Origin of the sequence: Nostocoides sp., assembly GCF_037045025.1 — a bacterium.
Classification (GTDB): domain Bacteria; phylum Actinomycetota; class Actinomycetes; order Actinomycetales; family Dermatophilaceae; genus Nostocoides_A.
Genome location: NZ_JBAOHM010000011.1, coordinates 395,520 through 421,234, shown reverse-complemented (window position 1 = coordinate 421,234; position 25,715 = coordinate 395,520). Strand labels below are relative to the sequence as shown.

Genomic DNA, 25,715 nt, shown 5'->3' with positions numbered 1-25,715 from the left:
GGTGGGCTCCTTGTTACGGGATAGGTCAGACCGTGGGGGCCTCGTCGAGCGAGGCATAAGCACCGGCGGCGAGGCCGGCGAAGATGGCGGCTCCCCGGCATCCTGCCTCGGGCGTGTCGGCGAGCCGGAGATGTTCTGCTCCAGCGGATTTGGCTGTCATCAGCGCGGCACTGTGAGTCCAGCCGCCCGCTACCGACAACGAACTCCGCGGGCCGGACGCAGCGCTCAAAGCCGCCGCGAGCTCGGTGGCCTGCCGGGTGACCGCCCGGGTGGCGGCACGCCACACCTCACCCGGAGTGGCCTGCGCATCGATCGTGATGTCGCTGGCGGTCGGGCCGAGGGTCACCGCGCCCGGGCGATCGGGGGCCGTGGCGGCGGCGCGGTCCAGCTGGGCGAGGACGCCTGGCTCGACGCCGAGCGCCGACATGACCTTGCCGAGCAGGAGGCCTCCTTGGGTCGCGCCGAGGAGGCACCACCGATTGGGGGCGGCGTGCCACCCCACTGTGACCCCGCGGCGGGTCAGTTGGAGAACGACGTCCTGCGCCAGACCCGGTTGCGCAGTGCGGCACAGGGCCTCGGCGGTTCCGCAGGAGTCGAACTCGGCGCCGGGACGGTGGCAGCCCAGCGCCACCGCGGCGACCTGGTGGTCGTGGCCAGCGACGGTCAGAACGGCACCGTTGAGCGCGGCGAGGTCGCCGGTGGTTGCGGCCCGGCCAAGAGGGGTTCCGGCGCTGACCAGGTCGGCCAGGACGAAGCGCGGGGCACCGGACCACTCGAGGCTCTCCGGCCATGCGGTGGCCCGATGCAGGTCCAGCCATCCGGTGCGCGACGCGAGGGACAGCTCGCTGGCCCGCTCGCCGCCCAGGGATCGCACGATCCATTCGGCAACGTGATAGCGCCGAGTCGTCTCCCGGACTTGCGGAAGATGTGTTGTCAGCCAGCGATATTTCGTCAGGCTCCACAGGGTCCATAGCGGCAGCCCGGTGGTCGCGCAGAAGCGGTCGCCCCCGATGGTGGCAATGAGGTCGGCGAGCTCGGCCTCGTCCCGGTGGTCGTGCCAGGCGATCACCGGCCCGAGCGGAGTGTCCGAGTCGTCGGTCAGGACACCTGACTCGGCCATGCTCGCCACACCGACGGCGGCGATGCGATCCTCCGGGCACTGCCGCAGGGCATCGGCCAGAGCCGCCAGAGCGGCATCACGCACGTGCTCGGCGCTTGTCTCGGCGCCGAACTGCGTTGCCTCCCAGCGCGTCGGCGCGCGCCCGAGGGCAACCTCGGTGCCGTCGGGGGTGAGCAGCAAGGCCTTGATCGAGGTCGTGCCCGCGTCGATGCCGGCAAGCAGGGACCGCCCCATAACCCCTCCGGTCAAATTGGATTATGTTGGGTTTCATTGGAAAAATTAGCAGATCCCAAGCGCCGCGTCAACCCCCCGGCGCCCTAAGTGCGCTGAGGTCTGCGTTTTTCGCTGAGGTCGTACTACCGGTAGTCCGACCTCAGCAAGAACACCAGACCTCGGCGAAGTGAGCGGCGGTGAGCGGCGGTGAGCGGCGGCTAGAGGTTCAGATAGGCGAGCACGGCGAGGACGCGGCGGTTGTCGTCGCCGTCGACGGGCAGGTCCAGCTTGGTGAAGATGCCGTTGATGTGTTTGGCAACCGCCTTCTCCGTCACGAACAGTTCGGCGCCGATCGCCGCATTCGAGCGGCCCTGGGCCATCAACGCCAGCACCTCTCGCTCCCGAGTGGTCAGACGGTCCATCGGATCCGCGCCCCGGCGTTTCATCAGCGCGGCGACGACTTCCGGGTCGAGAACCGTCCCCCCTCCCGCCACTCGCCGGACGCTGTCGACGAACTCCCGGGCGTCGGCAACCCGGTCCTTCAGGAGATATCCGACCGCACCCTCGCCCGAGGCGAGCAGTTCACGGGCATAGAGGTGCTCGACATACTGGCTCAACACCATGACCGGGAAGCCAGGGCGAGCGCTCCGCGCCGCGATCGCCGCGCGCAGTCCCTCGTCGGTGAAGTTGGGCGGCAGGCGCACATCGAGCACGGCGGCGTCGACGTCCGGACGCAGCAGCGCCCGATCGAGCCCGTCGGTTCCCTCGAGCGCGGCGACCACCTCACAGCCGTATGCCGTGAGCAGCCTGCTTAGCCCGTCACGGAGGAGGGCGTTGTCCTCGGCGATGACCAGACGCATGGCACCTCCAGGGTCACGACGGTCGGCCCGCCGATCGGGCTCGACAGATCCATGGTGCCGTCGAAGGTACCCAGACGGCGAGCGATTCCGCGAAGTCCGGTGCCGGCGTGCAGATCCGCACCGCCGCGACCATCGTCGCCCACAACCGCACGTAGCGTGCTCCCCGACGCAGCGATCACGATCCAGGCGTTCTCGGCGCGGGCGTGCTTGGCGACATTGGCCAGGCACTCGGCGACCGCGAAATAGACGGCCGATTCGATCGGTGCCGGCGGCCGCGCGGGCAGCGCCGCGTCAACGGTGACGGGAATGGCCATGTCCAAAGCGAGCGCCTGGACCGCGCCGACCAGGCCGCGATCGGCGAGGACAGGAGGATGTATGCCGCGGACGACCGAGCGCAAATCGCCCAGCGCCGCGCCGGTCGACTCGCGCGCCTCCTGGAGCAGTTGGCGGGCCAGCTGCGGGTTCTGTTCGAGCAAGTCGGCCGCCATGCCGAGGTTCATTCCGAGAGCGACGAGTCGCGCCTGGGCCCCGTCGTGCAGGTCTCGCTCGATTCTGCGCAGTTCGGCGGCCGAGGCGTCGACGGTGTCGGCGCGAGAGGCGGTCAGATCGGCGACGCGCTGCTCGAGCAGGGCGTTGGCATCGGGCTCCAGAATGGCCGCCTCAATGCCACAGCGCCACTCCAGGAAGACATTGCCGAGAAACCACCAGACCAGTGCGGCGACGATTGCGCAAGACGCGAGCACGGTCACGAGCAGGACATGGCTCGAGAGTCCCGACGCGGCAAAGACGATCGCCAGAACGGTCAGGGCGATGACGCCGAACGGCAGCGCCGCCGCGAGGGCGGACAGGACGATTCCCACGGTGGCAGCAAACAGAATCCACAGGATGAGCTGCCAAAAGCGTCGCTGCCCAGCCCATTCGGACAGTTGCGACCACGGGTTCTTGCCGCTGACCGCCGGCACGTCAACCGGCACCGGGCGGCCCAAGAAGCTGGCGCCCATCCGGGCATACAGCTGGGCCTGGGCCGAGACGGCGCTCACCCACGGTCGCAGCAGCACCGGCCCGATGCCGACGATGGTCAACGCGAAACCCGCAATCCCGATGGTGACGAGCACGGCCAGCAACACGCCGAGCAGCAGATGGCCGACGGCATAGCCGGTGGCCAGGAACCGCGCGGCGCGAGAACGGGACATGGCTCCATCCTGACGGACGCGGCGCCCCGGCCGCAGTAGTCCTAGCACCACCGGGTGCGGTGGTGGCTGCGCTCCCGACAACCGGGGCACACCGGACGACGCTGGCTACGTCCATACCGAATGACTTCCCCAGGAGGGGATATGCCTCGCCTGACCGCCTTGCCCACCGTCGCGGCGCGCTGGAGCGCCACCCATCCCTGGCGGGCCATCGCCGGCTGGTTCGCCTTCGTCGCGCTCGCGGTCGGGTTGGCCATCGCCATCCCGCCGAGTCCGACGACCGACGCCGACTATCGACTCGGCGAGTCCGGCCGGGCCGCCGCCATGCTCGACGAGGCGGGAATCGCCGCCCCGGCCACGGAGAGCGTCCTGATCACCGCGGCCTCCGGCGCGCTGGACCGCGACGCCGCCGACCGCGCGGCCGAGCAATTGACCGAGCAACTCGCCCGCGCCCCGGGGGTCGCCGCGGTCGATCCGGTGGCGTGGAACGCCGACTCCTCCGCCGCGCTCGTCAATGTCGCCCTCGAACCCGGAGCGGACGATGCGGCTCCATTGACCGCAGTGACCACCGCTGTCCAGCGGTTGCACCCCGGCCTGCAGATTCGCCAGGCCGGTGATCTGACGATCGATGACGGGATCAACGCGCGCGTGGCCGAGGATCTCAAGAGCGCGGAATACGTCAGCCTGCCGGCGACGTGGATCCTCATGCTCCTGGCCTTCGGCGCTCTGATCGCCGCAGGTGTCCCCGTGCTGTTGGCGGGCACGTCCGTCGCCGCCACGATGGGTCTGGCGGCGCCGATCTCGCATCTCATCCACGCCGAGCCGACGGTCAACTCGATGATCGTGCTTATCGGTATGGCGGTCGGGGTCGACTACTCGCTGTTCTATCTCAAGCGGGAACGCGAGGAACGAGCCAAGGGCGCAACCACTTTGGACGCGGTGTCCACCGCCGCCCAAACCTCCGGCCACGCCATCCTGGTCTCCGGCGGCGCCGTCATCGCGTCCATGGCCGGGCTGTATCTCATCGGGCAGGCCACGTTCACCTCACTCGCCACCGGGTCGATCATTGTGGTGGCCGTGGCCGTCATCGGCTCCATCACCGTGCTTCCGGCACTGCTCGTCACGCTCGGCCGGTGGGTGGACCGTCCGCGGATTCCGTTGTTGTGGCGGCTAAACCGTCGCATCGGTCAGGGCGGCATCAGCACCCGGTTGCTAACGCCTGTGGTCCGCCATCCGCTCGCCGCGCTGGTCGCCGCGCTCGCGATCACCCTTGGGCTGGCGGTCCCGGCTGTGGGAATGCGCCTGCACAGTGCGAACCTGCAGACTCTCCCGCAGGACATTCCCGAGGTCGCCACCCTCAACGCGATGGTCGAGAAGTTCCCGTCGCAGGGCACCGGGGCAGTCGTCGTCGTCCGCGCGACCTCCGCGCAGGCCGGTGTCGTCGGTCAGGCCCTGCGCGACCTCGCCGCGACCGCTCAGCGTGGCTCGTCCTTCATCGATCCGGGTATCGACCCGATCACCGTCTCCGCCGATGGCACGGTCACCAGCCTCCGGCTCACCATCCCCTTCGAGGAGCGCGATCCCCGGGTGGATAAGGCGATCGGGCAGCTGCGTACGTCCCTCGTCCCCGCAGCCTTGGATCGGCTCGATGTCACGTATGCCGTCGGCGGCGGCCCCGCAGAGAGCATCGACTTCGCCGACCGGCAGAACGGCCGGATGCCGATCGTCATCGGCGGCGTGCTGTTGCTGACCCTGCTGATGATGCTGACCGCCTTCCGCAGTGTGCCGTTGGCTCTCGCCTCGACCGCAATGAACCTGCTGTCGGTCGGGGTGGCCTTCGGCGTGCTCCGGCTGGTCTTCCAGGACGGCAACTTCGAGTCGGTGCTCGCCTTCCACAGCCCCGGCTTCATCATCGATTGGATCCCGCTCTTTGTCATGACGGTGCTCGTCGGGTTGTCGATGGACTATCACGTGTTCGTGCTCAGCCGGATCCGCGAGCACGCCGCCGCCGGGATGCCGGCGCGCGAGGCGGTGCGCCGCGGCATCGCCGACACGGCCGGGGTCATCACGAGCGCGGCGGCGGTCATGGTGTCCGTCTTCGCCATCTTTGCCACGCTCTCGATGCTGGAGATGAAGATGATGGGCGTCGGCCTGGCGGCGGCAATCCTATTGGACGCCACCGTGATTCGCCTGGTCATGCTGCCAGCCGCGCTGGTGCTGATGGGTGAGCGCGCCTGGTGGCCAGGCCTGCGGCGGCGCGGCCGGACCCACGGCCCGGCGCCCGTGTCCGCGCCCGAACGCTCGCCCGGAGACTTGGTCCACGCGGGCCGGTGACGGCAGGCAGCAGGTCAGCGGTCGGCAGGACCAACCGCGGCCAATCGCGCCAGCTCGGCCCGGGCTTCGGCGAGCACGCGCTCGTCCGCCGCCCAGCCGAGCGCCCCCGGGAAGCGCACCGACTCCGAGGCCACCACGGCGGCGAAGCCGAGCACCTCGCCCATGCGTTCGCGGTCACCACCGGTGACCGCGAGCGCGGCGGCGGCCGCACCGTGCAGCACGTCACCCGCCGCGAGAGTGTCAACTGCCTCCACCGGCCGCGCCGGGACCTGCCTGTCTCCGTATGCCGTTCGCCAGATGATCGGGTCGGCTTCTGCCGAACGGGCGGCCTCGGCTGCGCCGTGCTCAAGGGCCCATGCCAGCGGGTCACCACCGCCGGGAGGTGCGAAGTCCGCCGACAGGAGAGCGAGCGTAACGTGCGGCAGATAGTCCTCCATGCCCGGTTTGTGACTTCCGCCGTCGAGGATGACCGGCAGGTCCCGGGCGTGCGCGGCGCCCGCGATCACGGCGGGCAGCGCGCCCCCGTGCCCGTCGATCAGCACCGCCCCAGCGTCGGCGAGCCACGCCGACATAGCCGCCTCGGACCGGTCCGCCGGCCGCCAGGCCGAGCCGCCGCCGAAGACCACGCTGCGCTCCCCCGTCGGCTGATGCACCAGCACCGAGGACAGCGGCGAGCGATTAGCTTGGCCCGCGATCGGATCGATCCAATCGATGTCCGCGGCACTGAGTTGCTCGCGGATGAACCCCGTCAACGGGCCGGCGCCATAGGGCGCGATCAGCCGGGCGGTGCAGCCGAGGGCTGCGACGGTGCGCGCCGCATTGGCCGCAGGGCCACCGATCTCCAGCCGCTGGCTAACCGCGACCATCTTCTCGTTGCGGCCCGGGGTGTGATCGACGACCTGGATCAGGTCGACGGTGACGACGCCGGCAGAGGCCACCAGCGCCGCCGGTGACGGCATTAGTGTCCCTGGAAGCGGGCCGCGCGCTTCTCGAGGAAGGCCGCCACCCCCTCACGGAAGTCCGCCGTCTGCAACAGGGCGACCTGGCCGGACTCTTCGACGGCGAGCGCGGCCTCGAGGTCGAGGACGGCGGCGGTGACGGCCGCCGACGTGGCTGCCACGGCGACCGGGGCCGAGCCGGCCAGCTGGGCGAGCAGCGCGCGGGAGCGCTCGGCGTACGCCTCGTCGGCGACGCACTCGCAGATCAGCCCCCACGCCTCGGCGACGGGAGCGGGGATCCGCTCCCCCGTCAGCGCCATCCGCAGCGCCTTCGCCCGCCCGATGTTGGCCGCGACGAGCGCCGTGGAGCCGCAGTCGGGCATCAGCCCGATCTTGACGAAGGCCATCGTGAAGCTCGCCGATTCGGTGGCGAGCGAGTAGTCGCACGCCAGCGCGATCGACAGCCCGGCGCCGGCCGCGACACCACCGACGAGCGCGACCGTCGGCGTGCGCGCGGTGACAATCGCGCGGACGAGACGCCCGGCGCCATACAGGGTGGCGCTGAGGTCCACGTCCTGCTGATTGTCGGGCGTGATGTCCCGGCCGGCGCCAAGATCGGCTCCGGCGCAAAAGCCGCGGCCCGCTCCGGTGATCGCGATCACGCGGACAGCGGGGTCGGCGTCGAGGGAGCCGACCGCCGCTGTGAGTTCCTCCAGCATCGCCGGATCGACGGCATTGAGCCGTTCGGGGGCGGTCATCGTGATCGTCGCGACCGGACCCTCGGTGGTCACGACAACGCGCGCGCCGGGCTGGGTCATCGGCTACTCCTTCGGTTCGGGTTCGGGGGCTTGCCGGATCGTCCCGGCCCGCAGGAGGTCATCGATCTCGGCCGCGGTGAAGCCGTGCCGCGCCAGATAGCTGACCGTGTCGGCGCCAACGACGCGAGCGGCCGTGGGATCGGGGAGTTCGCCGCCGGAGAAGCGGGGTGCGATCCGTGGGGCGGCGCCACCGTCGAGGCGGGCGAAGATCCCCCGAGCGAGATTGTGCGGGTGCTCCGGCGCCTCGGTCATGCTCAACACCGGGGTGACGCACGCGTCGCTGCCGGCGAAATGCTCGGCCCACTCATCGCGGGTGCGCGAGCCGAAGGCCGCCTCGTAGGCCGCCCGTTGGGTGGCGAATCCTGCCGGATCCAACTGCGGCAGATCGAAACTCACGCCGAGTTTGGCGTTCAGCTCGGCCCAGAACTGCGGCTCCAGGGCCCCCACCGCGACCCACTTGCCGTCCGCGCACTGATAGGTGCCATAGCAGGGCAGGCCACCGTCGATCATGTTGACGCCGCGCCGGTCCTCCCACGAGCCGTTCGCGAGCATGCCATACATCATCGTCACCAGGGATGCGGCGCCGTCGACCATAGCCGCGTCGATGACCTGGCCGCGGCCGGTCGCCGTGCGCTCGTGCAGGGCGGCGAGGATGCCCATGACGAGATAGAGCGTCCCGCCGCCGAAGTCGGCGACAACGTTGACCGGCGCCAGCGGGCGCTCCGGCGTGCCGCACAAATGCAGCGCACCGCTTAGGGCCGCGTAGTTGATGTCGTGCCCCGCGGTCGGGGCGAGCGGCCCGGTCTGACCCCAGCCGGTCATCCGGCCATAGATCAGCCGCTCATTGCGGGCGTGGCAATCCTGCGGGCCCAGCCCGAGGCGCTCGGCCACGCCCGGCCGGAAGCCCTCGATCAGGACGTCGGCACCCTCGACGAGCCGCAGGACGACGTCGCGGCCCGCGGGGCTCTTGACGTCGACCGCCACATTGGGCCGAGACCGGCTCAACCCGCCGACATCGCCCAGCGGCGAGACCCCGCCCGGCCGCTCGATGCGGACCACATCGGCCCCAAGCTCGGCGAGCAGCAGCGCCGCGAACGGCGCCGGGCCGATCCCCGCGAGTTCCACAACCACCACGTCGGACAGCGGCCCCCGCGGCGGTGACGTGGTCATACGGGCAGGCTAGCAAGCCGCTCAGGGCTCGACGCGAGCGGTTCCCGAGGCATAGCCGAGCTTGCCGTCCAGGGTGCGGGCGACGGCGACGATCTCATAGTCCCCGGGCGTGAGCCGGTCGGCATCGAGATAGAGCCCGTATGCCGGGCTGTCGTCGGTCCCGGCGACCGTCCAGTCCGCGTGCCCTCGCTCACGCAGCGCGAAGGTCACCTCCACGGGGCTGGAGGACCGGACCTGCGCGCTCACCTTGGCCTGGCCGCTGAGCGCGCCGCCCGTGCCGAGCGTGAGCGCCGTGACCTCGGGAGCGGCCTGAGCCGGCGGAATCGGGCCGGCCGCGCGGAGCACGATCGCGCTGCGCCCGGGAACGGCGAACCCCAGGCTACCCTGGGCGTCGGCCGTGGTTGCCTCGACCTCGCCGAGGACCGGGTCGAACCGGATGCCCGGTGAGGCGCTGGCGACCGTGACCGGTTGTGCGTCGGCGGCATTGTTGACGGCGACGAGGTATTCGACATTGCTCTCCCGGTCGATGCGGGAGAAGGCATAGACGCCCTCGGTGTCCGCGGCATACCGCTCGATCTGGATGCCGGTGCGCAAGGCGGCATGGTCGGCGCGAAGTTTGGCCAGCTCCGCGATGTGGCGATAAAGCGGAGCCCCGCGGTCGTAGCGATCGCGTGAGCCGGCGTCGCCGCCGACGATGGCGTCGGCGGCATACTCTTCCACCTTGGTTGCGAACATGTCCTGCCGCGCGTCCTTGTCGCCGCCGGCACCGATAAAGCCCTGCTCGTCGCCGTAGTAGACGACGGGTTGGCCGCGGGTCAGATACATCAGCGCTGTCGCCAACTCGATGCGGCGGAGCAGGTCGGAATCATCCACGGCGCTGGGGCTGAGGAAGGAGGCGACCCGGCCGAGGTCGTGGTTGCCGAGGAAGGTCGGCAGCGCATAGGCGTTGGAGTCGGCGTCCAGGTAGTCGTCGTCCGCGGCATACAGCTCCTGCAGGCGTGTGGCCGGGCGTCCGGAAGCGAAATCGACTGCGGCGCTTTGGAAACCGAAGTCGAGCGTGGCCGGGAGGGCGCCCACGGTTGAATACTGGGACATCGCCGCCGGGTCGGTGTCATAGACCTCGCCGAACATGAAGAAGTCGTCGTTGCCGGCGGCCTTGGCGTGCTCCATCAGCGCGGGCCCGAAGCGTTGCCAGAACTGCAGGTTGACGTGCTTGACGGTGTCGATGCGGAAGCCGTCGATGCCAAAATCGATCCACTTCTGGTAGATCTCGATCATCCCGTCGACCACCGTGGGGTTCTCGGTGAATAGGTCATCGAGACCGTAGAAGTCGCCGTAGGTCGACGACTCGCCCTCGAAGGTCGAGTCGCCGCGGTTGTGGTAGAGCGTCGGATCGTTCAGCCAGGCAGGCGTTTTCGCTTTGCTGTCGGCCTCACTGCGGAAAATGGGCTTGTGTGGGAAGGAATCCGGGGTGAGCGCCGGGAAGCTCTGTTGGCCGGCAAGCTTGGCGTCGTCGAAGACCGTGCCGGAGGCGTCGACATAGGGCTTGGTCTCCTTCGAGATGTATGCCGTGTCGCCGCCCTCGTAGCCGATGACGTCCGCGGTGTGATTGGTGACGATGTCGAAGTAGACCTTCATCCCACGCGCGTGCGCGGCGTCGATGAGCGCGGTCATCTCGTCGTTGGTGCCGAGGTGCGGGTCGATCCGGGTGAAGTCGGTGATCCAGTAGCCGTGATAGCCGGCGCTGACGTCGGCGCCGCTGCCCTGCACCGGCTGGTTGACGAAGGACGGGGTGAGCCAGATCGCCGTCGTGCCAAGGCCCTTGACGTAGTCCAGCTTCGCGGTGAGCCCGGCGAGGTCACCGCCGTGATACATGCCCTTGTCGCTCGGGTCGAAGCCGGTGACCGTCCGGTCGCCGCTCAGCCCGCCGCGGTCGTTGCCCGGGTCGCCGTTGGCGAACCGGTCGGCCATGACGAAGTAGAAGTTCTCGTGGCGAGGTGGCGCCACTCGCCGCGCCAAGTTCGCCACCTCCGTGTCGGACAGCTTCAGCGGGCTGGTAACTCGCGCCGGGGGACTGTCCTTGCCTCGCGTGACGACGCCCGCCACGACGGCTCCCACGAGCACCCCAACGAGCACGAGAATGTAGGCACGGCGGCGGGTCACCCGAGCAAGATACCCACGAGGGCGTTCCGCCACGGCTACTTGTCATCTTCGGGAGTGTTCGTGCTCGCGCTGTCGAGTGAGATCTGGAGATCTTGCGTGGCGATCAGCACCGGGCCGCAGAACGCTTTGCGGGCCCCTGGCCGCACTTTCATGCCGGTCGGTTCCGGGCCAGAAGTGGGTCAGCAGCAGACGCGCAGCGTTCGCGCGGGCGGCCCATTGTCCGGCCTCGTCGGCGGTCAGCAGGTTGCGTGTGGCAGCGCCGGTTTTGCCGGGTCGATCGGTGGCCTCGACGATGAACAAAGCCACGTTGCGCCCCAGGTCGACCAGGCACGGGTCGGGCCCGGTGTCCCCGGTGTAGGCCAACGCATACCCGGGCGCGTCGAGGCGGACGCCCACGTTGGGAACGAAGTGCCTGAGCTGGATGCCGTTGAGCGTGAACGGGCCGAGGTTATAGGTCCCCGGCAGGACGTGGAGGGCGCACACGTCGGTCGGCTTTGCATCGGGCTCGAGCCCGGCCAGTCGCTCTAGGACGTGGGCGGGTGCGTACAGAGGGAGCCGGTCGCGCCTGGGGTCGCTGTAGTGGTAGATGCGGAACAGGCCGTGCAGGTCGATGCGGTGGTCGGGGTGCTCGTGTGTGATCACCACCGCGTCCACGACGCCTCCGGGCGCATGGGACAGCAGGCACGCGAGGGCGCCGTATCCGAGATCGAGAACGACACGGTAGCCATCCCAGTCGATCAAGAACCCGCTACAGGCTTGACCCGCCACCGGGAAGCCCCCGCTGGCGCCAAGGACGGTCAAGGTCCGCATCCGAGCAGTCTCGCAGCAGTCGATTCCCGAGGTTGTCTACCAGGCCCGTGATCCGTGGAGGAGTTGGCGTCGCGGCGCCGCACCGCGATCCAGGTGTGCCCGCGACGTCAACGCTGGCGCTGCACGCGCGACTCGTCCCACACCGGATCGGGCGACTCGTAGACCCGTCCGTCGGATCCGAAGACCAGGAAGCGGTCGAACTGCCGGGCGAACCACCGGTCGTGCGTGACGGCCACGACCGTGCCCTCGAAGGCGTCGAGCGCCTCCTCGAGGGCCTCGGCCGAGTGCAGGTCGAGGTTGTCCGTGGGTTCGTCGAGCAGCAGCATGGTCGCGCCGGACAGCTCCAGCAGCAGGATCTGGAAGCGGGCCTGCTGCCCGCCGGAGAGCATCTCGAAGGTGCGCTCACCCGCGATCGCCAGGCCATAACGGTCCAGCGCCTTGGCTGCCTCCTCCCGTGGCTTGCCCGCCCGCTGTTCGTCGCCGCGGTGGAGGATCTCCAGCAGTGTCCGGCCGGGCAGCGCCGCGTGATCGTGGGTCTGGGCGAACCAGCCCGGGCGCACTCGCGAACCCAGCCGGACAATCCCGGTGTGCGCCACCGGCGTCGGCGCGATGTCCCCGACAGGGCGGTGCTCGATGTCGGGATCGCTGCCGCCGGCAGCGAGCAGCCGCAGGAAGTGCGACTTCCCCGATCCGTTCGACCCGAGCACCGCGATCCGCTCACCGAACCACAGCTCAGCGTCGAAGGGTTTCATCAGCGGGGTTGGTGCCCCGCCGTCCGGAGCGACGAGCTGCAACTCCAGGCGTTCACAAACGACCGCGCGCTTGGCGGTCCGGCCACCGGTCAGCCGCATCCGGACGTTCTGCCGCAACGGAACTCGCTCCGGCGGTCCGGCTTCCTCGAACTTCGCCAGCCGGGTCTTGGCAGCCTGATAGCGCGAGGCGAGGCCGTCGTTGTAGGCCGCCTTCACCTTGTACATCTGCACCAGGTCCTTCAGCTTCTGGTGCTCCTCCTCCCAGCGGCGCAACAGCTCATCGAGCCGGTCGTTGCGGTCCTGGCGGGCCTGGTCGTAGGTCGTGAACGGCCCCGGATGCACCCAAATGCTCGCCCCGGCCGGATTGGGCTCCAGCGTGGCAATGCGGGTTGCGCTGTGGGACAACAGTTCCCGATCGTGGCTAATGAAGAGCACGGTCTTGGGCGAGGCATGCAGCCGCTCCTCGAGCCAGCGTTTGCCGGGCACGTCGAGGTAGTTGTCGGGCTCATCAAGGATGAGCACGTCCTCCGGCCCGCGCAGCAGTGCTTCTAGCACCAGCCGTTTTTGCTCCCCACCCGAGAGCGTGGTGACCTTGCGCCACTGGGCCTTTTCGAACGGCATACCGATCGCGGCCACGGTGCACTCGTCCCACAAGGTCTCGACCTCGTAGCCGCCGACGTCTCCCCAGTCGACGAGTGCCTGGGCGTAGGCGAGCTGGTCGGCCTCGGAATCGCGCTCCATCATGAGCAATTCGGTGCGGTCGATCTCGGCGGCCGCCTTGCGGACCGGCCCGGCGGCGGCGAGCAGCAATAGGTCGCGGACGGTGGATTCGTCGCGGACCTGCCCGATGAACTGGCGCATGATCCCCAGCCCCCCGGAGCGCACGATCGTGCCGTCGTCGGGCGCGAGGTCGCCGGCGATCATCCGGATCAGCGTGGTCTTGCCGGTCCCGTTGGGCCCGATCAGCGCGACCTTGGCGCCCTCACCGACCCGCAGGTTGACATCGCGCAACAGCGGCCGCCCGTCGGGCAGCGTGAACTCGACTCCGGTGATTTCGATGTGACCCACGGGGGTCAAGGATGGGGTATTTCGAGCCGTCGTCCAACCGATTTGTCCCATCCGATCCGGCTATTCGCCGCCGAGCTGGGGACAGAGCATGGGATCGGCTGCGCGTCACCGCTTCGGAAACGCACGCAGCCGAAAGTAGGACGACTCTCCCTCTTTGGTGGTCAATTCGAGGGTGGGGTCGAGGTCGGCCAGAAGCCTGGACTCGTATCGGCGAGTCGGCCACCAGGCTGCGAACCAACTTTCGGCGACGGTCGCCTGGATCCCCCGATGGGCCCGGGTGTGAATGACAACGCTCTCCACACTCTCATCGACTCGGCCATAGACAATGCGGACGTGGCCGCCCCGGTAGGGCAGCGAACTCGCAGTAGAGGCGAACGTCGAGTCCGGGGGGGTCGTCGTTACAGCCACAAAATCCACCGCCATCTGCCGGGGCCCTGCCGTTGCGAGACACGCTCGGAGTTGCCCGTTCCCGGTGACCGAGTCAAGCGTCAAGGTGAATCTCCCCCGTTGGTCACGCAGGCGAGTGGCGCCCACCGATTCCCCAGCCGGCGATGGACACACCACAGCAACCTCCCTGCCGACAATCGGCGCCCGAGCCCAGCCTTCGAAGGCTCCCTCGACCGCCCACGCCCGAATTGTCGTGACCGTCGCGACCAACATCAGGACGACTAGGACGAGCAAGGGGCCACGATGCCGACGTGGTGCAGGAGTTGCACGTGCTCCCATCTCGACTTCTCGCGGACGCCTCACGGCGGCTACTCCATCTCATTGCAGTTGCCGGCGCGACCCGGGCGGCCCGCCACGCCGGCCACAGGCAGGCCAGCGTCCCTGCAGCGACACCGGTGAGCGGACCGACGGCGAAGTACCAGGATGCGAAAACCGTCGGCCAGGATTGCGCCTTGTCAGTCAGGAAGCCAAGATTTCATGACGACCTCCCACGCCGTAGCCAGACGCGACGACCTGTCGCCAGACCATTGTCGAGCGTTTAGCCCCCCCGCAACCCGAGACGCCCCGTGAGGTGACACGTCTGTTCTCTCAGCCCATCTCTCGCAGCCTCGAATGCGCGCTGCTCGGCAATGCGTCAGCTTGGGGAAGACCTGCGCAGGTCCGCGGCATACGAGCCGAGAATCCGCTCGGAACCTTCCACGGCGCTCGTCCGGCCGGTGCGCACGGCCTCGGTCAGGTCGTGCACCATCGCCCGCACCGACGGCGAGTCGCGGACGGCGTCGGTCAGGTGGGCATCCACCATCGCCCACATCCAGTCCTCCTGCTGGCGCGCCCGGCGCGCGGCCAGTGATCCCTCGGACTCCAGATGCGCCCGGTGATCCAGAACGGCCTGCCACACCTCGTCCAGACCCGCGCCCGTCTGCGCCGAGCAGGTCAGGATCTCGGGGCGGCGCACGTCCTTGCCGGGCAGCATCAACCGCATCGCGGTCTTCAGGTCGCGGGCGGCGACCTTGGCCCGGCCCTCGTTGTCACCGTCGGCCTTGTTGACGGCGATGACGTCGGCGAGCTCGATGATCCCGCGCTTGATCCCCTGCAGTTGATCCCCGGCCCCGGCGATGGTCAGCAGCAAGAAGGTGTCGACCATCTCCGACACGGCGATCTCGTTCTGCCCCACGCCAACCGTCTCGACGATGATCACCCCGAAGCCGGCGGCCTCGAGGATGAGCATCGACTCGCGCGTCGCCCGGGCGACCCCGCCGAGGTGCTTGCCGCTCGGTGAGGGCCGCACGAAGGCCCCGTCGAGGGCGGTCAGGTCGGCCATCCGGGTCCGGTCGCCGAGGATCGAGCCGCCGGTGCGGCGCGAGCTGGGGTCGACGGCGACGACACCGACCTTGTGCTCGCGATCGATCAGCCGAACCCCGAGCGCGTTGATGAACGTCGACTTCCCGGCCCCCGGCACACCGGTGATCCCGACCCGCACCGAGGCGCCGGTATGCGGCGTGATCGCCCGCACCAACTCGCTCGCCTTCGGCCGGTGGTCGGGCCGGTGCGACTCGACGAGCGTGATCGCGCGGGCGATCGCCGCGCGGGACCCGGCGAGGACGCCGTCGGTCAGCGCGGCGACATCGATCTCACGCATCCAGGCGCGCCCGGAGGTCCTTCAGCAGGTCGATCGCGGCGGTCGCGATGACCGTGCCGGGAGGATAGATCGCATCGGCACCGGCCGCGCGCAGCTCGTCGAAGTCCTGCGCCGGGATGACGCCGCCGACGACGATCATCAGGTCCTGGCGCTCGAGCTTATCCAGCTCCTGCCGCAGCGCGGGGACGAGCGTCAGGTGCCCGGCGGCGAGCGAGGAGACCCCGACGATGTGGACGTCGGCCTCGACGGCCTGACGCGCGACCTCCTCGGGCGTCTGGAAGAGCGGACCCACATCGACGTCGAAGCCGAGGTCGGCAAAGGCGGTCGCGATCACCTTCTGCCCGCGGTCGTGACCGTCCTGGCCCATCTTGGCCACGAGGATCCGGGGGCGCCGGCCCTCGGCCTCCTCGAATTCCTCGACCAATTGCTGCGCGGTCTTGACGCCCTGGTCATCCCCGGCTTCGGCGGAATACACGCCTCCGATGGTACGGATCTGCGCGGTGTAGCGCCCGAAGACCTCCTCCATCGCCGCGGACATCTCGCCGACGGTCGCCATCGCGCGGGCGGCGTCGATGGCGCAGGCGAGCAGGTTGGTCGCCAACGTGCCGTCGGGGGTGCGCGCCGCCTCGGTGAGCTTGGTCAGCGCCGCCTGGCAGGCCTGCTCGTCGCGCTCGGCGCGCAACCGCTCCAGCTTGGCGATCTGCTGGGCCCGGACCGAGGCGTTGTCGACCTTGAGGACGTCGATCGCCTCGTCCTCCGCGACGACATAGGTGTTGACGCCGACCACCGGTTGCTGCCCGGAGTCGATCCGCGCCTGGGTCCGCGCGGCCGCCTCCTCGATCCGCATCTTGGGGATGCCGGCTTCGATCGCCTTGGCCATCCCGCCGGCCGCCTCGACCTCCTGGATGTGTTCCCACGCGCGCTCGGCCAGGTCGTGCGTCAACTTCTCGACGTATGCCGATCCGGCCCACGGGTCGATCGTGCGGCAGGTTCCGGACTCCTGCTGGATGAGCAACTGCGTGTTGCGCGCGATGCGGGCGCTGAAATCCGTTGGCAGCGCGATCGCTTCGTCGAGCGCGTTGGTGTGCAGCGACTGCGTGTGCCCCTGCGTGGACGCCATCGCCTCGATGCAGGTGCGCACGACATTGTTGAACACGTCCTGCGCGGTCAACGACCAGCCGGAGGTCTGGCTGTGGGTGCGCAGCGAGAGCGACTTGGGGTTGGTGCCGCCCTGTTCCTTGACCAGGCGCGCCCACAGCAGCCGGGCGGCGCGCAGCTTGGCCACCTCCATGTAGAAGTTCATGCCGATCGCCCAGAAGAAGCTCAGCCGGGGGGCGAACTTGTCGACCGCGAGGCCGACCGCCTTGCCCGCCCGGATGTATTCGACGCCGTCGGCCAGGGTGTAGGCCAGCTCGAGGTCCTGGGTCGCCCCGGCCTCCTGCATGTGATATCCAGAGATCGAGATCGAGTTGAACCGCGGCATCTTTTCGCTGGTGTAGCCGAAGATGTCCGAGACGATCCGCATGCTCGGAGTCGGCGGATAGATGTAGGTGTTGCGGACCATGAACTCCTTGAGGATGTCATTCTGGATGGTCCCGGCCAGCTTCTCCGGCGCGACCCCCTGCTCCTCTGCCGCAACGACATAGAGCGCGAGGATCGGGATGACCGCACCGTTCATCGTCATCGAGACGCTCATCTGATCCAGTGGTATGCCGCTGAACAGCGTCCGCATGTCATAGATCGAGTCGATCGCCACCCCGGCCATGCCGACGTCTCCGGCAACGCGCGGGTGGTCGGAATCGTAGCCGCGGTGGGTGGCCAGGTCGAAGGCGACCGACAAACCCTTTTGTCCCGCAGCGAGATTGCGCCGGTAGAAGGCGTTGGACTCCTCGGCGGTGGAGAAGCCAGCATACTGCCGGATCGTCCACGGCCGCTGGACATACATCGTCGGATAGGGGCCACGCAGGAAGGGCGGCGCTCCGGGTACGGTATCGAGGAAGTCGAGTCCGGCGAGATCCTGCTCGGTATAGAGCGGCGCGACCTCGATCGCCTCGGGGGTTGTCCACGACTCTCGGGGGGCTGCGCTCGCGCGCTCCGTCGCCTCGGCCACCGAGGCTCCTTCGTCGCCGGTCGCCGCAAGGTCGACGTCGGCAAAGCTGGTCGGGATGCTCATCGGGAGGCTCCTTCCGCCGGGGCGCCGAGTCGGTCGAGTAGTCCGCCGAGGAAGGCGACGATGTCCATGCCGTCATAAATCGCGCCGTCGACCGTGGTCTCGCCGAGTTCCTTGGCGCGCCCGGCGACGAGCACCTGACCGACGCCGGCCGCGCGCAGGGCGGCGACCGCGTCCGCAGCGTATTTCCCATATCCCTTGGGCGAGCAGGCGATCACGACCGTGTCCGGGCTGGCAGCGGCTGCCTTGGCGGCCGAGTCGTCGCCCTCCTGGGTGACCGTGCCGATGCCGGCGACGCCGAGGAGGTTCTGCACGAAGGTCTCCCGCGCGCCGAAGTCGCGCCGGGTTCCCAGGGCGGCGAGCCCGACGGTCGGCGCCGCGCCCGTGGCGGTGGCGAACGCAGCGGACCTGTCCCGCAACGCCTCGAAGACCAGCGAATCCCGATGCGGCACAAGTGCCTTATCCGACGTGGCCAAAGCCGTCCGCTTCCTGCGCTGCACCGGCTGCTCGGCCGCGAGCGGGAACATGCTCACCCCGGTGATCGGATGGCGCCGGCTGGCCAGCTGCCCGGCCTCGGCGTCACGGTCGTCCGAGATACGTTGGGCGACAACACCGTCGGCAAGGGCTTGGGCCATGCCGCCGGCGCTCTCGATCTCCTGGAACGCGGCCCACGCCTTCTCGGCGACCTCGTCGGTGAGATCCTCGACATACCAAGCGCCGCCGGCGGGGTCGGTGACCCGTCCGACATTGGACTCGTCGGCGAGGATGATCTGGGTGTTGCGGGCCAGCCGTCGCGAGAACCGCTCCGGCAGACCGGCAACCGTGTCATAGGGCAACACGGTGATCGCGTCCGCTCCACCGGCCGAGGCGCCAAAGGCGGCGATCGTGCTGCGCAGCACATTGGTCCAGGGATCGTCTCGGGTGAACATCCGCAACGCGGTCACGGCGTGGGTATAGGCGCCGCGGGCGTCCGCGGGCACGCCGACGACCTCACCGACACGAGCCCAGACCCGGCGCAGGGCCCGCAGCTTGGCGATCGTGAGGAACTGATCGGCGGTAGCAGAGACGCGGAAATCGATCTGGCCGAATGCCTTTTCCGGCCCGACCCCGTCGCTCTCCAGGCGGCGGAGATAGGCGACGCCGGTGGCAACGGCATACGAAATCTCGTCGACGCCATCGGCGCCGGCGTCGTAGTAGGGGCGCGCGTCCACCGTGATGGCGCGCACCTTGGGGAAGTCGGCGACATCGGCTACCCCCTTGGCAAGGCCGGACAGGTCCGCCGCCTCTCCGGTGCGAGCCGCGGCGCCGAGCGGGTCGAGACCGAGGTTGCCTTGCACGACGGCCCAATCCGCCTCCGACAAGACCGCCAACAACGCCGCGGCGGCGCCCGGTTGGTCGTCCCAGGACGAGACCACTGCCGGGGCGATGGCCAGGTCGACGCCGCCGAGCGCGATCGCCACATCGCCGACGGCCAGACCGTCGGCCCCGACGTGCAACCAGACCGAGGTGACGCCGTGCTCCAGGTCGTCCATGATCGCCGCGCGCGTGGCGGCGGTATCGGGATCATCGTGGAGTTGGCGCACATCCCACGGCAGCGTCGGACTGCGCAGCGCGCGCCCGCGCGTGAACGGCATCTCGCCCGGCAACCCGAGGGCCCGGGGGCTCTCAGGCCGGACATAGAGCGGCTCGATGCTCAGCCCGCCCGGAATCCCGGTTCGCAGCTTGGCCTCGGCCTCCTCCGGGGAGAGGTGCTTGTCCTCGGGCCGGCCCTTGTTGAGCACGCCCGCGACCAGGCGCCGCCAGTCGTCCTCGGTTTGCGCCGGGAAATCGCCGGCCAGCGACATCGTGTCGGACATCCTCGCTCCTTGCCTGCGGTGCATCGGGGCGCCATCAATCGTCTCGGGCACCCTCGCCGATCCCGATCAGCCTACCGAGGACTGGGCCCGGCTGGGGCCCGCCTCGGGAGAGCTTCGCCACCACGACGACCTCGCCCGGACCGGCCGGGCGGACTCCCGCTAGGGTGCAGGCACGGGTTCGGAGCCGGCCCGTCGAGCGGCATACGAAAGAGAGCGGCAGTGACCGACCAGCGCAAGATCACCCTCGACGAGTCCGAGCTTCCCACCCACTGGTACAACATCGTCCCCGACCTGCCGACGCCGCCCCCCGCGCCGCTGCACCCGGCGACCCACGAGCCGGTCGGTCCCGACGACCTCGCCCCGCTGTTCCCGATCGAGCTGATCATGCAGGAGGTCAGCCAGGAGCAGTACGTCGAGATCCCCGAACCGGTGCGCGACGTCTACCGGGGCTACCGGCCCTCCCCGCTGTATCGGGCGCTGGGCCTGGAGAAGCGGCTCGGGACGCCGGCTCGGATCTACTACAAGTACGAGGGCGTCTCGCCAGCCGGCTCGCACAAGACCAACACCTCGGTGCCGCAGGCGTATTACAACTCGCTGCACGGCATCACCCGGCTGACCACCGAGACGGGTGCCGGGCAGTGGGGCACGGCGCTGGCTTATGCGTGCGCGCTGTTCGACATGAGCTGCGAGGTGTGGCAGGTCGGGGTCTCTTTTGACACCAAACCCCAACGCCGCACGCTGATCGAGGTGTTCGGCGGGACCGTGCACCGCTCGCCGTCGCGGATGACCCAGTCCGGCCGGGCCTTCCCCGACGACCACCCCGGATCGCTCGGAATCGCGATCTCCGAGGCGGTCGAGCTGGCCGCCCAGGACGAGGGCGCGAAGTATGCCCTCGGCTCCGTGCTCAACCACGTGCTGCTGCACCAGACGGTGATCGGTCAGGAGGCCCTGACGCAATTGGCCAAGGCCGGGGAGTCCGCCGTCGACCATGTGATCGGTTGCGCGGGTGGAGGTTCCAACTTCGCCGGGCTCGCCTTCCCCTTCCTGCGCGAGAAGCTCCAGGGCCGGCTGTCGCCGACCATCACCGCGGTCGAGCCGACCTCGTGCCCCACCCTGACCCGCGGCGAATACCGCTATGACTTCGGCGACTCCGCGGGCCTGACGCCGCTGATGAAGATGTACACCCTCGGCCACGACTTCGTACCCTCGCCGATTCACGCCGGCGGGCTGCGCTACCACGGGATGGCGCCGCTGGTCTCGCACGTCTTCCACGAGGGCCTGATCGAGGCGGCCGCCCTGCACCAGAACGAGTGCTTCGAGGCCGCGGTCGAGTTCGCCCGGGTCGAGGGCATCGTGCCCGCGCCGGAGTCCGCCCACGCGCTGGCGCAGGCTCGCCGGGTCGCGTTGGCCGCCAAGGAGTCCGGCACCGAGGAGGTCATCGTCGTCGGCCTGTCCGGACACGGCCTGCTGGAACTCGGTGCCTACGAGAAGTATCTCGCCGGCCAACTGGGGGACGATCCCCTCTCCGACGCCGACCTGGCCGACGCCCTGGCCCACCTGCCAGCGGTTTAACCCCGGCGGTTTCTCGCCTGCGCCGCCCGGACCGCGAGCTGGTCGTCCGGTGGATAGCCGACTTCTTCCAGGCACAGCCCATGGGCGGGCATGACCTTCACCCGCGGATCTCGTATGCCGCCCGCCAGCACTTCCGCCGGAAAGCTCACCGGCGCCCGCCCCAGGCCGACGGGCACGAGCGCGCCGACGAGGGCACGCACCATCGAATGGCAAAAGGCGTCCGCGCGCACGGTGGCGGTGACGGTGGCGTCGTCCTCGCGGTACCAGGAGTAGTCGATCAGCGTGCGCACCGTGCTCGCGCCGTCGCGGCGCTTGCAGAAGGCGGCGAAGTCGTTCAGCCCGAGCAACCGCTGCGCGGCGCGCGTCATCGCGCCCGGGTCGAGGCGGTCGTTGATCACGACCGTGTCGTGGCGCCGGAGCGGGTCGAACGCGGCGGGATCGTCGCAGATCCGGTAGCGGTAGCGGCGCCATACGGCAGCGAAGCGGGCATCGAAGCCGGGCGGGGCGGCGGCGACCCGGCGGACCACGACGTCGTCGGGGAGGACGGCGTTCAGCCGGTCCCGGGCGGCTCGCTCGGGCGAGCGGTCGTTGCGGCCGGGCAGCGCGGCATACGCGGCGGCATCGAGATCGGCATGGACCACCTGGCCACGGGCATGGACACCGGCGTCGGTGCGCCCGGCGACGACCAGCCGCACCGGCTCGATCGTCCGCAGGATCGTGGTGAGCGCGGCGGCGAGGGTGTCCTCGACCGTGCGCAACCCGGGTTGGGCGGCCCAGCCGGAGAAGGCGCGCCCGTCGTAAGCAAGGTCGATCCGCACCCGCTGCGTGCCCGAGCGGGGAGGCTCGTCATCCCTCAATGAGGCACAGGCCGATCCGGCCCAGGTCCACAGTCCAGGGACACCCGCGGGTCCGCGGCAATGACCGCCCACGCCTCGTCCATGCCAGGATTGTGATGGATGTCGTCGAACAGCAACACTCCCGGACGCCGCACCCGGGGAAGGATCAACTCGAAGTACTCGAGGGTCGGGTCGCGCCGGTGATTGCCGTCCACGAAGGCATAGTCCAGCTCGCCCAACTCCGCCAGCGTCAGCTCCAGAGTCTGATCGAACTGCCCCACGCGGATCTCGGTGTTGTCGTAGGGCGCGACCGTCTCTCGGGCCAAGGCGGCCCGGCCTTCGCTGCCCTCGAGGGAGATGAATTGTCCCCCACCGTTCAATTGCAGCGCCAGGGCTTGGTAGGCCCCGCTGATCCCCATGTTGGCGCCGAGTTCCACGCCGGTCAGGGCGCCCTGGCCGCGCAGAATCAGGAAGATCACGCGGGCCTCGTGGGCGTTCTTGCTCGCCTTCGCCGTGGCGTTGCGGACGGTCAGGTCCGGGTAGCCGGGCACGAGGCTGGCGTCTTTCAGCAATTTCGCGCGCCGCGCTTCGATGACGGCAATCCCGGCGCGCTCAGCCTCCTCGAGATCGTCGTCGGCACTCCGCCCGAGCGCGGCGGCGACGGCCTGCGCGAGCGGGGTGCCATGGTGGGTGAGCGCATTCCGGATTCCGGTGAGTTTGCGATCGATCACGACGGCAACGTAATCGGCTCACCCGCTCGTGTCGAATGCTCGGCCAGTTGGAGGGCCGAGTCAGCGACCGTGGAAATCCTCTCCGTTGCGGTCTTGGCCGATGTCGTATGCCGCGAGCCGCGCCTGCAGAGCGCGCCGAGCGGTCGCCCTGTCCCAGCGTCGCATTCGTCTCGCCAAGCTCACAGGCAAGTAGTCGACGTCGCCGATGATGGCCTCGGAGGCGAAGGTGGCATAACCGAGCACGAAGGCGATGACCGACTGCCAGAGGGCCACCGCGTCGTCCTCGGACAACCCGGTGGCGACGAGGAAGGGCAGGCCGTCGGCCGGGTCGGTGTCCACCTGTGGATCTTCAGGTGACGAACGACCGGCTATTCCTTCTGGGCATCCTCAACGAGGATTTCCCCCGCCCGCTGGTTCAGACCTACCAACTCGACACCATGTCCCGCATCTCGACGACCACCTTGACCCGGCCAGGCGAGGACTACTTCGTCGCGGCGCTCTTCGCGCCGTGATCCAGTCGCGGCGCCCTGGGCGCCGCCACCGGTGGCCGGCCGATAGCTATTGCCGCTTCCCGCCGGTGGCGATGTAGTCGGCCAGTTCCAGATGCTGGCGGCTGATCGAGGCCCGTGTCTGGTGGACCCGAGCGATGATCGCGCGCATGAAGTCGTAGATCACCCGGGGGTGCTCCTCGACCAGCTGCGAGAGATCGCCGACCTTGAAGGAGAGCACGACGGCGTCGCCGAGGGCGGCGCAACTGAGGGTGTACTGGTGGCCGTCGATGAAGCTGAGCTCCCCGACCAGGTCGCCCTTCTCAAGGACGTGCAGCACCAGCTGGGGACGCTTGGCGGTGGCCTTCTTGACGAAGGCCAGCTGCCCCGAGATGACGATGTAGAACGTCGAGGCGTAGTCGCCCTCGTGGAAGAGAAACTCCCCCGCCCGCATCGCCGTCTGCTCGCCGGCGAAGGCAGCGAGAACCTCCGCTCCGCGACGGCCGACGAAGGATCCGATCGGGGCGTCGTGGATCGCGGCGGCGATGTCGTTGTGCTGGTCGGTCATCGGACTCCTCCAGTCGGGGCCGGGTGGGACGTGGGGATGGGATCGGGCGAGCGGGCGAAGGTCAGCGCCGCGTCGAGATTGCGGCCGGCCCCCGCGCTCAGGCCCACCTTCAGGTCCCACTGGTAGCCGCGGATCGCGAGCAGCCACACCTCGGGCGTGCGCTCGCAGCAGATCCGGCAGGTGGCCAGCAGGGCGGGAACGGATAGCGCGTGCGAGGTGAAGGTGAAGTCCAGCCGCGGCTTCGGGCGAGTGACGGCATACGAGGGAACGACCGGATCCTTGGTGCTGTCGACAAAGAGCACCCGCCGCATCCGCCCGATCAGGTCGGCGTCCTCGAGGGCGAGCTGATAGCGCCGCAGCAACTGCGCCTGCCCGGCGCCGCCGCGCTCGAGGTCCTCGACGAAGGCCCAGCCGAGGCCGTCGTCCTCGCGGCCCTCATTGCCGATGCCATAGACCAGACAATCGGCCTCGCCGACCAGGTCGAGCAGCGCGGTCACGACCGGGCTCGTTCGGCGAGCAGGGCCCCGTCCGGGCCGTGGACGGAGACGACCAACGGCATCTGACCGAGCGCGTGCGTGGCACAGCTTAGGCAGGGGTCGTATGCCCGGATGCCCACCTCGACGGCGTTCATCATGCCCTCGGTGATGTCGGCGCACCCGTCGAGGTACTGCTCGGCGACCGCGGCGACGGTGCGGTTGAGGACCTCGTTGTTCTGGGTCGTGGCGACGATGAGATTGGCGAAGGTGACCGGGCCTTCGCGGTCGGCCCGGTAGTGGTGCAGGAGCGTGCCGCGGGGCGCCTCCACCACGCCGATCCCCTCACCCGTCCACGCCCGCTCGGGTGGGCTGGCCACGAGGGCGTCGTGACGCAGGATGTCCGGGTCGTGCAAGAGTTGCTCGATCACCTCGGCGGCGTGGACGATCTCGATGGTGCGCGCCCAATTCGTGTGCAGGGTCTTGTCGTTGGCGCGACCGCCGGTGTAGGCGTGGAACTCCTCGGCCGCGTCGGCAGCGTGCTTGGTGCTCATCGTCGGGCTGACGTTGAGCCGCGCCAGTGAGCCGACCCGCACCGAGCCGGCCTGCCGTCCGAGCCGCTTGAGGAACGGGAACTTCATGTAGCTCCACGGTTCGACGGCCTCGGCGATGTGGTCGAGGTAGTCGTGGTAGTCGAACTCCTCGACGACCCGCTTGTCCTGGTCGACGACGCGAATCCTGCCGTGGTAGTAGTCGACAACCCCATCATCGCCGACGAGGCACATCGACAGGGCCGGCACCGGGGCGAAGGTGTCGACCTCGTCGCGGTGCTCGGCGTGGAAGCGGCGGAACAGCTCGAGTCCGTCGGCGGCATACTCCATCACCTGGGCCAGGGAGGGGATCGTGTCGTCGCCATTGACGAACCGGTCCCGCTCATCGACGGTCAGGCACTTCTGGACCCCGCCAGGGACCGCGAGCAGCCCGTGCATCCGCTTGCCGAACACCGCCTGGATGAGTTCTTGGCCCCACTTGCGCAGGGCGACGACGCGGCGCACCAGGGACGGGTCGGCCTCGATGAGGCCGAGGACGTTGCGCTGCTCGGGCGGGGCGTCCATCCCGAAAAGCATCTCCGGCACAACGAGATAGAAGTAGGCCGTCGCGTGCGACTGCAGCATCTGCGCGTAGTGCCCCAGGCGGCGCATCTTCTCCGCCGTCGGGCCGATGGCGTAGTCGCTGCCGATCCGCGACCCGATGATGTCGTCGAGCGTCTTGGCGCCGGCGAGGTGGTGGCTGACGAAGCAGATCCCGCAGATCCGTTGCAGCAGAACGGGAGCCTCCCAGTAGGGATGGCCCTGCACGAAGCGTTCGTAGCCGCGGAACTCGACGACGTGCAGCCGAGCGTCGATCACATGGTTGGCGTCGTCGAGGTTGACGACGACCTTGCCATGACCCTCGATGCGGGTCACCGGGTCGATGACGATCTTGCGTCCCATCGGGAT

21 protein-coding genes are annotated in these 25,715 nt (G+C 69.3%); 3 read left to right on the top strand and 18 right to left on the bottom strand.

What is annotated here, in order from left to right:
* Positions 1 to 25 precede the first annotated feature (25 nt).
* From V9G19_RS13135 to V9G19_RS13125, 3 genes are all read right to left on the bottom strand, one after another.
* Positions 26 to 1,354 carry an FGGY-family carbohydrate kinase gene (locus V9G19_RS13135; RefSeq protein WP_462285856.1) on the bottom strand — a complete coding sequence of 443 codons (1,329 nt, stop codon included), beginning with the start codon at positions 1,352 to 1,354 and terminating at the stop codon, positions 26 to 28.
* Between the two features lie 197 nt (positions 1,355 to 1,551).
* On the bottom strand, positions 1,552 to 2,193 hold the full coding sequence (locus tag V9G19_RS13130; protein ID WP_462285855.1) for a LuxR C-terminal-related transcriptional regulator: 642 nt from the start codon (positions 2,191 to 2,193) through the stop codon (positions 1,552 to 1,554).
* Positions 2,145 to 3,386, bottom strand: a complete 1,242-nt coding sequence (locus V9G19_RS13125; RefSeq protein ID WP_462285854.1) for a sensor histidine kinase — start codon at positions 3,384 to 3,386, stop codon at positions 2,145 to 2,147. The genes V9G19_RS13130 and V9G19_RS13125 overlap by 49 nt, the downstream gene beginning before the upstream one ends.
* 141 nt (positions 3,387 to 3,527) lie before the next feature.
* Between V9G19_RS13125 and V9G19_RS13120 the strand changes: the two genes are divergently transcribed.
* Positions 3,528 to 5,717, top strand: coding sequence for an MMPL family transporter (locus V9G19_RS13120; RefSeq protein WP_462285853.1), 2,190 nt, complete (start codon positions 3,528 to 3,530; stop codon positions 5,715 to 5,717).
* A gap of 14 nt (positions 5,718 to 5,731) precedes the next feature.
* Here the strand turns inward: V9G19_RS13120 and V9G19_RS13115 are convergent, their stop codons facing one another.
* From V9G19_RS13115 to V9G19_RS13075, 9 genes are all read right to left on the bottom strand, one after another.
* Positions 5,732 to 6,676: a PfkB family carbohydrate kinase gene (locus V9G19_RS13115; RefSeq protein WP_462285852.1), complete on the bottom strand. Its 945-nt coding sequence runs from the start codon at positions 6,674 to 6,676 to the stop codon at positions 5,732 to 5,734.
* Positions 6,676 to 7,473: an enoyl-CoA hydratase/isomerase family protein gene (locus V9G19_RS13110; protein ID WP_462285851.1), complete on the bottom strand. Its 798-nt coding sequence runs from the start codon at positions 7,471 to 7,473 to the stop codon at positions 6,676 to 6,678. Before V9G19_RS13110 ends, V9G19_RS13115 begins: the two co-directional genes overlap by 1 nt.
* 3 nt (positions 7,474 to 7,476) lie before the next feature.
* The gene (locus tag V9G19_RS13105; RefSeq protein ID WP_462285850.1) at positions 7,477 to 8,643 is read right to left on the bottom strand and encodes a CaiB/BaiF CoA transferase family protein; all 1,167 of its coding nucleotides are present in this window, start codon (positions 8,641 to 8,643) and stop codon (positions 7,477 to 7,479) included.
* 21 nt (positions 8,644 to 8,664) lie between these two features.
* Entirely contained in the window at positions 8,665 to 10,806 is a 2,142-nt protein-coding gene (locus V9G19_RS13100; protein ID WP_462285849.1) for an alpha-amylase family glycosyl hydrolase, read from the bottom strand.
* A 42-nt stretch (positions 10,807 to 10,848) separates the two neighbouring features.
* A complete protein-coding gene (locus V9G19_RS13095; RefSeq protein WP_462285848.1) occupies positions 10,849 to 11,616 on the bottom strand; it encodes an MBL fold metallo-hydrolase in 768 nt (255 codons plus the stop codon).
* 107 nt (positions 11,617 to 11,723) lie between these two features.
* A complete protein-coding gene (locus tag V9G19_RS13090; protein WP_462285847.1) occupies positions 11,724 to 13,436 on the bottom strand; it encodes an ABC-F family ATP-binding cassette domain-containing protein in 1,713 nt (570 codons plus the stop codon).
* 1,081 nt (positions 13,437 to 14,517) lie between these two features.
* Complete coding sequence (gene meaB / locus V9G19_RS13085) at positions 14,518 to 15,522, bottom strand: methylmalonyl Co-A mutase-associated GTPase MeaB (protein ID WP_462285846.1); 1,005 nt, start codon at positions 15,520 to 15,522, stop codon at positions 14,518 to 14,520.
* Entirely contained in the window at positions 15,515 to 17,695 is a 2,181-nt protein-coding gene (gene scpA, locus V9G19_RS13080) for a methylmalonyl-CoA mutase (protein ID WP_462285845.1), read from the bottom strand. Before scpA ends, meaB begins: the two co-directional genes overlap by 8 nt.
* The gene (locus V9G19_RS13075; protein WP_462285844.1) at positions 17,692 to 19,548 is read right to left on the bottom strand and encodes a methylmalonyl-CoA mutase subunit beta; all 1,857 of its coding nucleotides are present in this window, start codon (positions 19,546 to 19,548) and stop codon (positions 17,692 to 17,694) included. Before V9G19_RS13075 ends, scpA begins: the two co-directional genes overlap by 4 nt.
* A 219-nt stretch (positions 19,549 to 19,767) precedes the next feature.
* Here V9G19_RS13075 and V9G19_RS13070 point away from each other — a divergent pair, with 219 nt between their 5' ends.
* Positions 19,768 to 21,120 (top strand): TrpB-like pyridoxal phosphate-dependent enzyme, encoded by a 1,353-nt coding sequence (locus tag V9G19_RS13070; protein ID WP_462285843.1) that lies wholly within the window; start codon positions 19,768 to 19,770, stop codon positions 21,118 to 21,120.
* Here V9G19_RS13070 and truA read toward each other — a convergent pair.
* From truA to V9G19_RS13055, 3 genes are read right to left on the bottom strand one after another with little or no spacing between them, the layout of a single operon-like run.
* Positions 21,117 to 21,977, bottom strand: coding sequence for a tRNA pseudouridine(38-40) synthase TruA (gene truA, locus V9G19_RS13065; RefSeq protein ID WP_462285842.1), 861 nt, complete (start codon positions 21,975 to 21,977; stop codon positions 21,117 to 21,119). The two genes, V9G19_RS13070 and truA, sit on opposite strands and share 4 nt — an antisense overlap.
* The gene (locus V9G19_RS13060) at positions 21,974 to 22,687 is read right to left on the bottom strand and encodes an O-methyltransferase (RefSeq protein WP_462285841.1); all 714 of its coding nucleotides are present in this window, start codon (positions 22,685 to 22,687) and stop codon (positions 21,974 to 21,976) included. The genes truA and V9G19_RS13060 overlap by 4 nt, the downstream gene beginning before the upstream one ends.
* A 60-nt stretch (positions 22,688 to 22,747) precedes the next feature.
* Positions 22,748 to 23,026 carry a hypothetical protein gene (locus V9G19_RS13055; RefSeq protein WP_462285840.1) on the bottom strand — a complete coding sequence of 93 codons (279 nt, stop codon included), beginning with the start codon at positions 23,024 to 23,026 and terminating at the stop codon, positions 22,748 to 22,750.
* 14 nt (positions 23,027 to 23,040) lie between these two features.
* Between V9G19_RS13055 and V9G19_RS13050 the strand changes: the two genes are divergently transcribed.
* Entirely contained in the window at positions 23,041 to 23,199 is a 159-nt protein-coding gene (locus tag V9G19_RS13050; RefSeq protein ID WP_462285839.1) for a hypothetical protein, read from the top strand.
* Positions 23,200 to 23,245: 46 nt separating this feature from the next.
* On the opposite strand, the gene V9G19_RS13045 is transcribed toward V9G19_RS13050, so the two are convergent.
* From V9G19_RS13045 to V9G19_RS13035, 3 genes are read right to left on the bottom strand one after another with little or no spacing between them, the layout of a single operon-like run.
* Positions 23,246 to 23,743, bottom strand: coding sequence for a Crp/Fnr family transcriptional regulator (locus V9G19_RS13045; protein ID WP_462285838.1), 498 nt, complete (start codon positions 23,741 to 23,743; stop codon positions 23,246 to 23,248).
* Positions 23,740 to 24,240 carry a hydrogenase maturation protease gene (locus V9G19_RS13040; RefSeq protein WP_462285837.1) on the bottom strand — a complete coding sequence of 167 codons (501 nt, stop codon included), beginning with the start codon at positions 24,238 to 24,240 and terminating at the stop codon, positions 23,740 to 23,742. The genes V9G19_RS13045 and V9G19_RS13040 overlap by 4 nt, the downstream gene beginning before the upstream one ends.
* A complete protein-coding gene (locus tag V9G19_RS13035; protein WP_462285836.1) occupies positions 24,237 to 25,709 on the bottom strand; it encodes a Ni/Fe hydrogenase subunit alpha in 1,473 nt (490 codons plus the stop codon). The genes V9G19_RS13040 and V9G19_RS13035 overlap by 4 nt, the downstream gene beginning before the upstream one ends.
* Positions 25,710 to 25,715 lie beyond the last annotated feature (6 nt).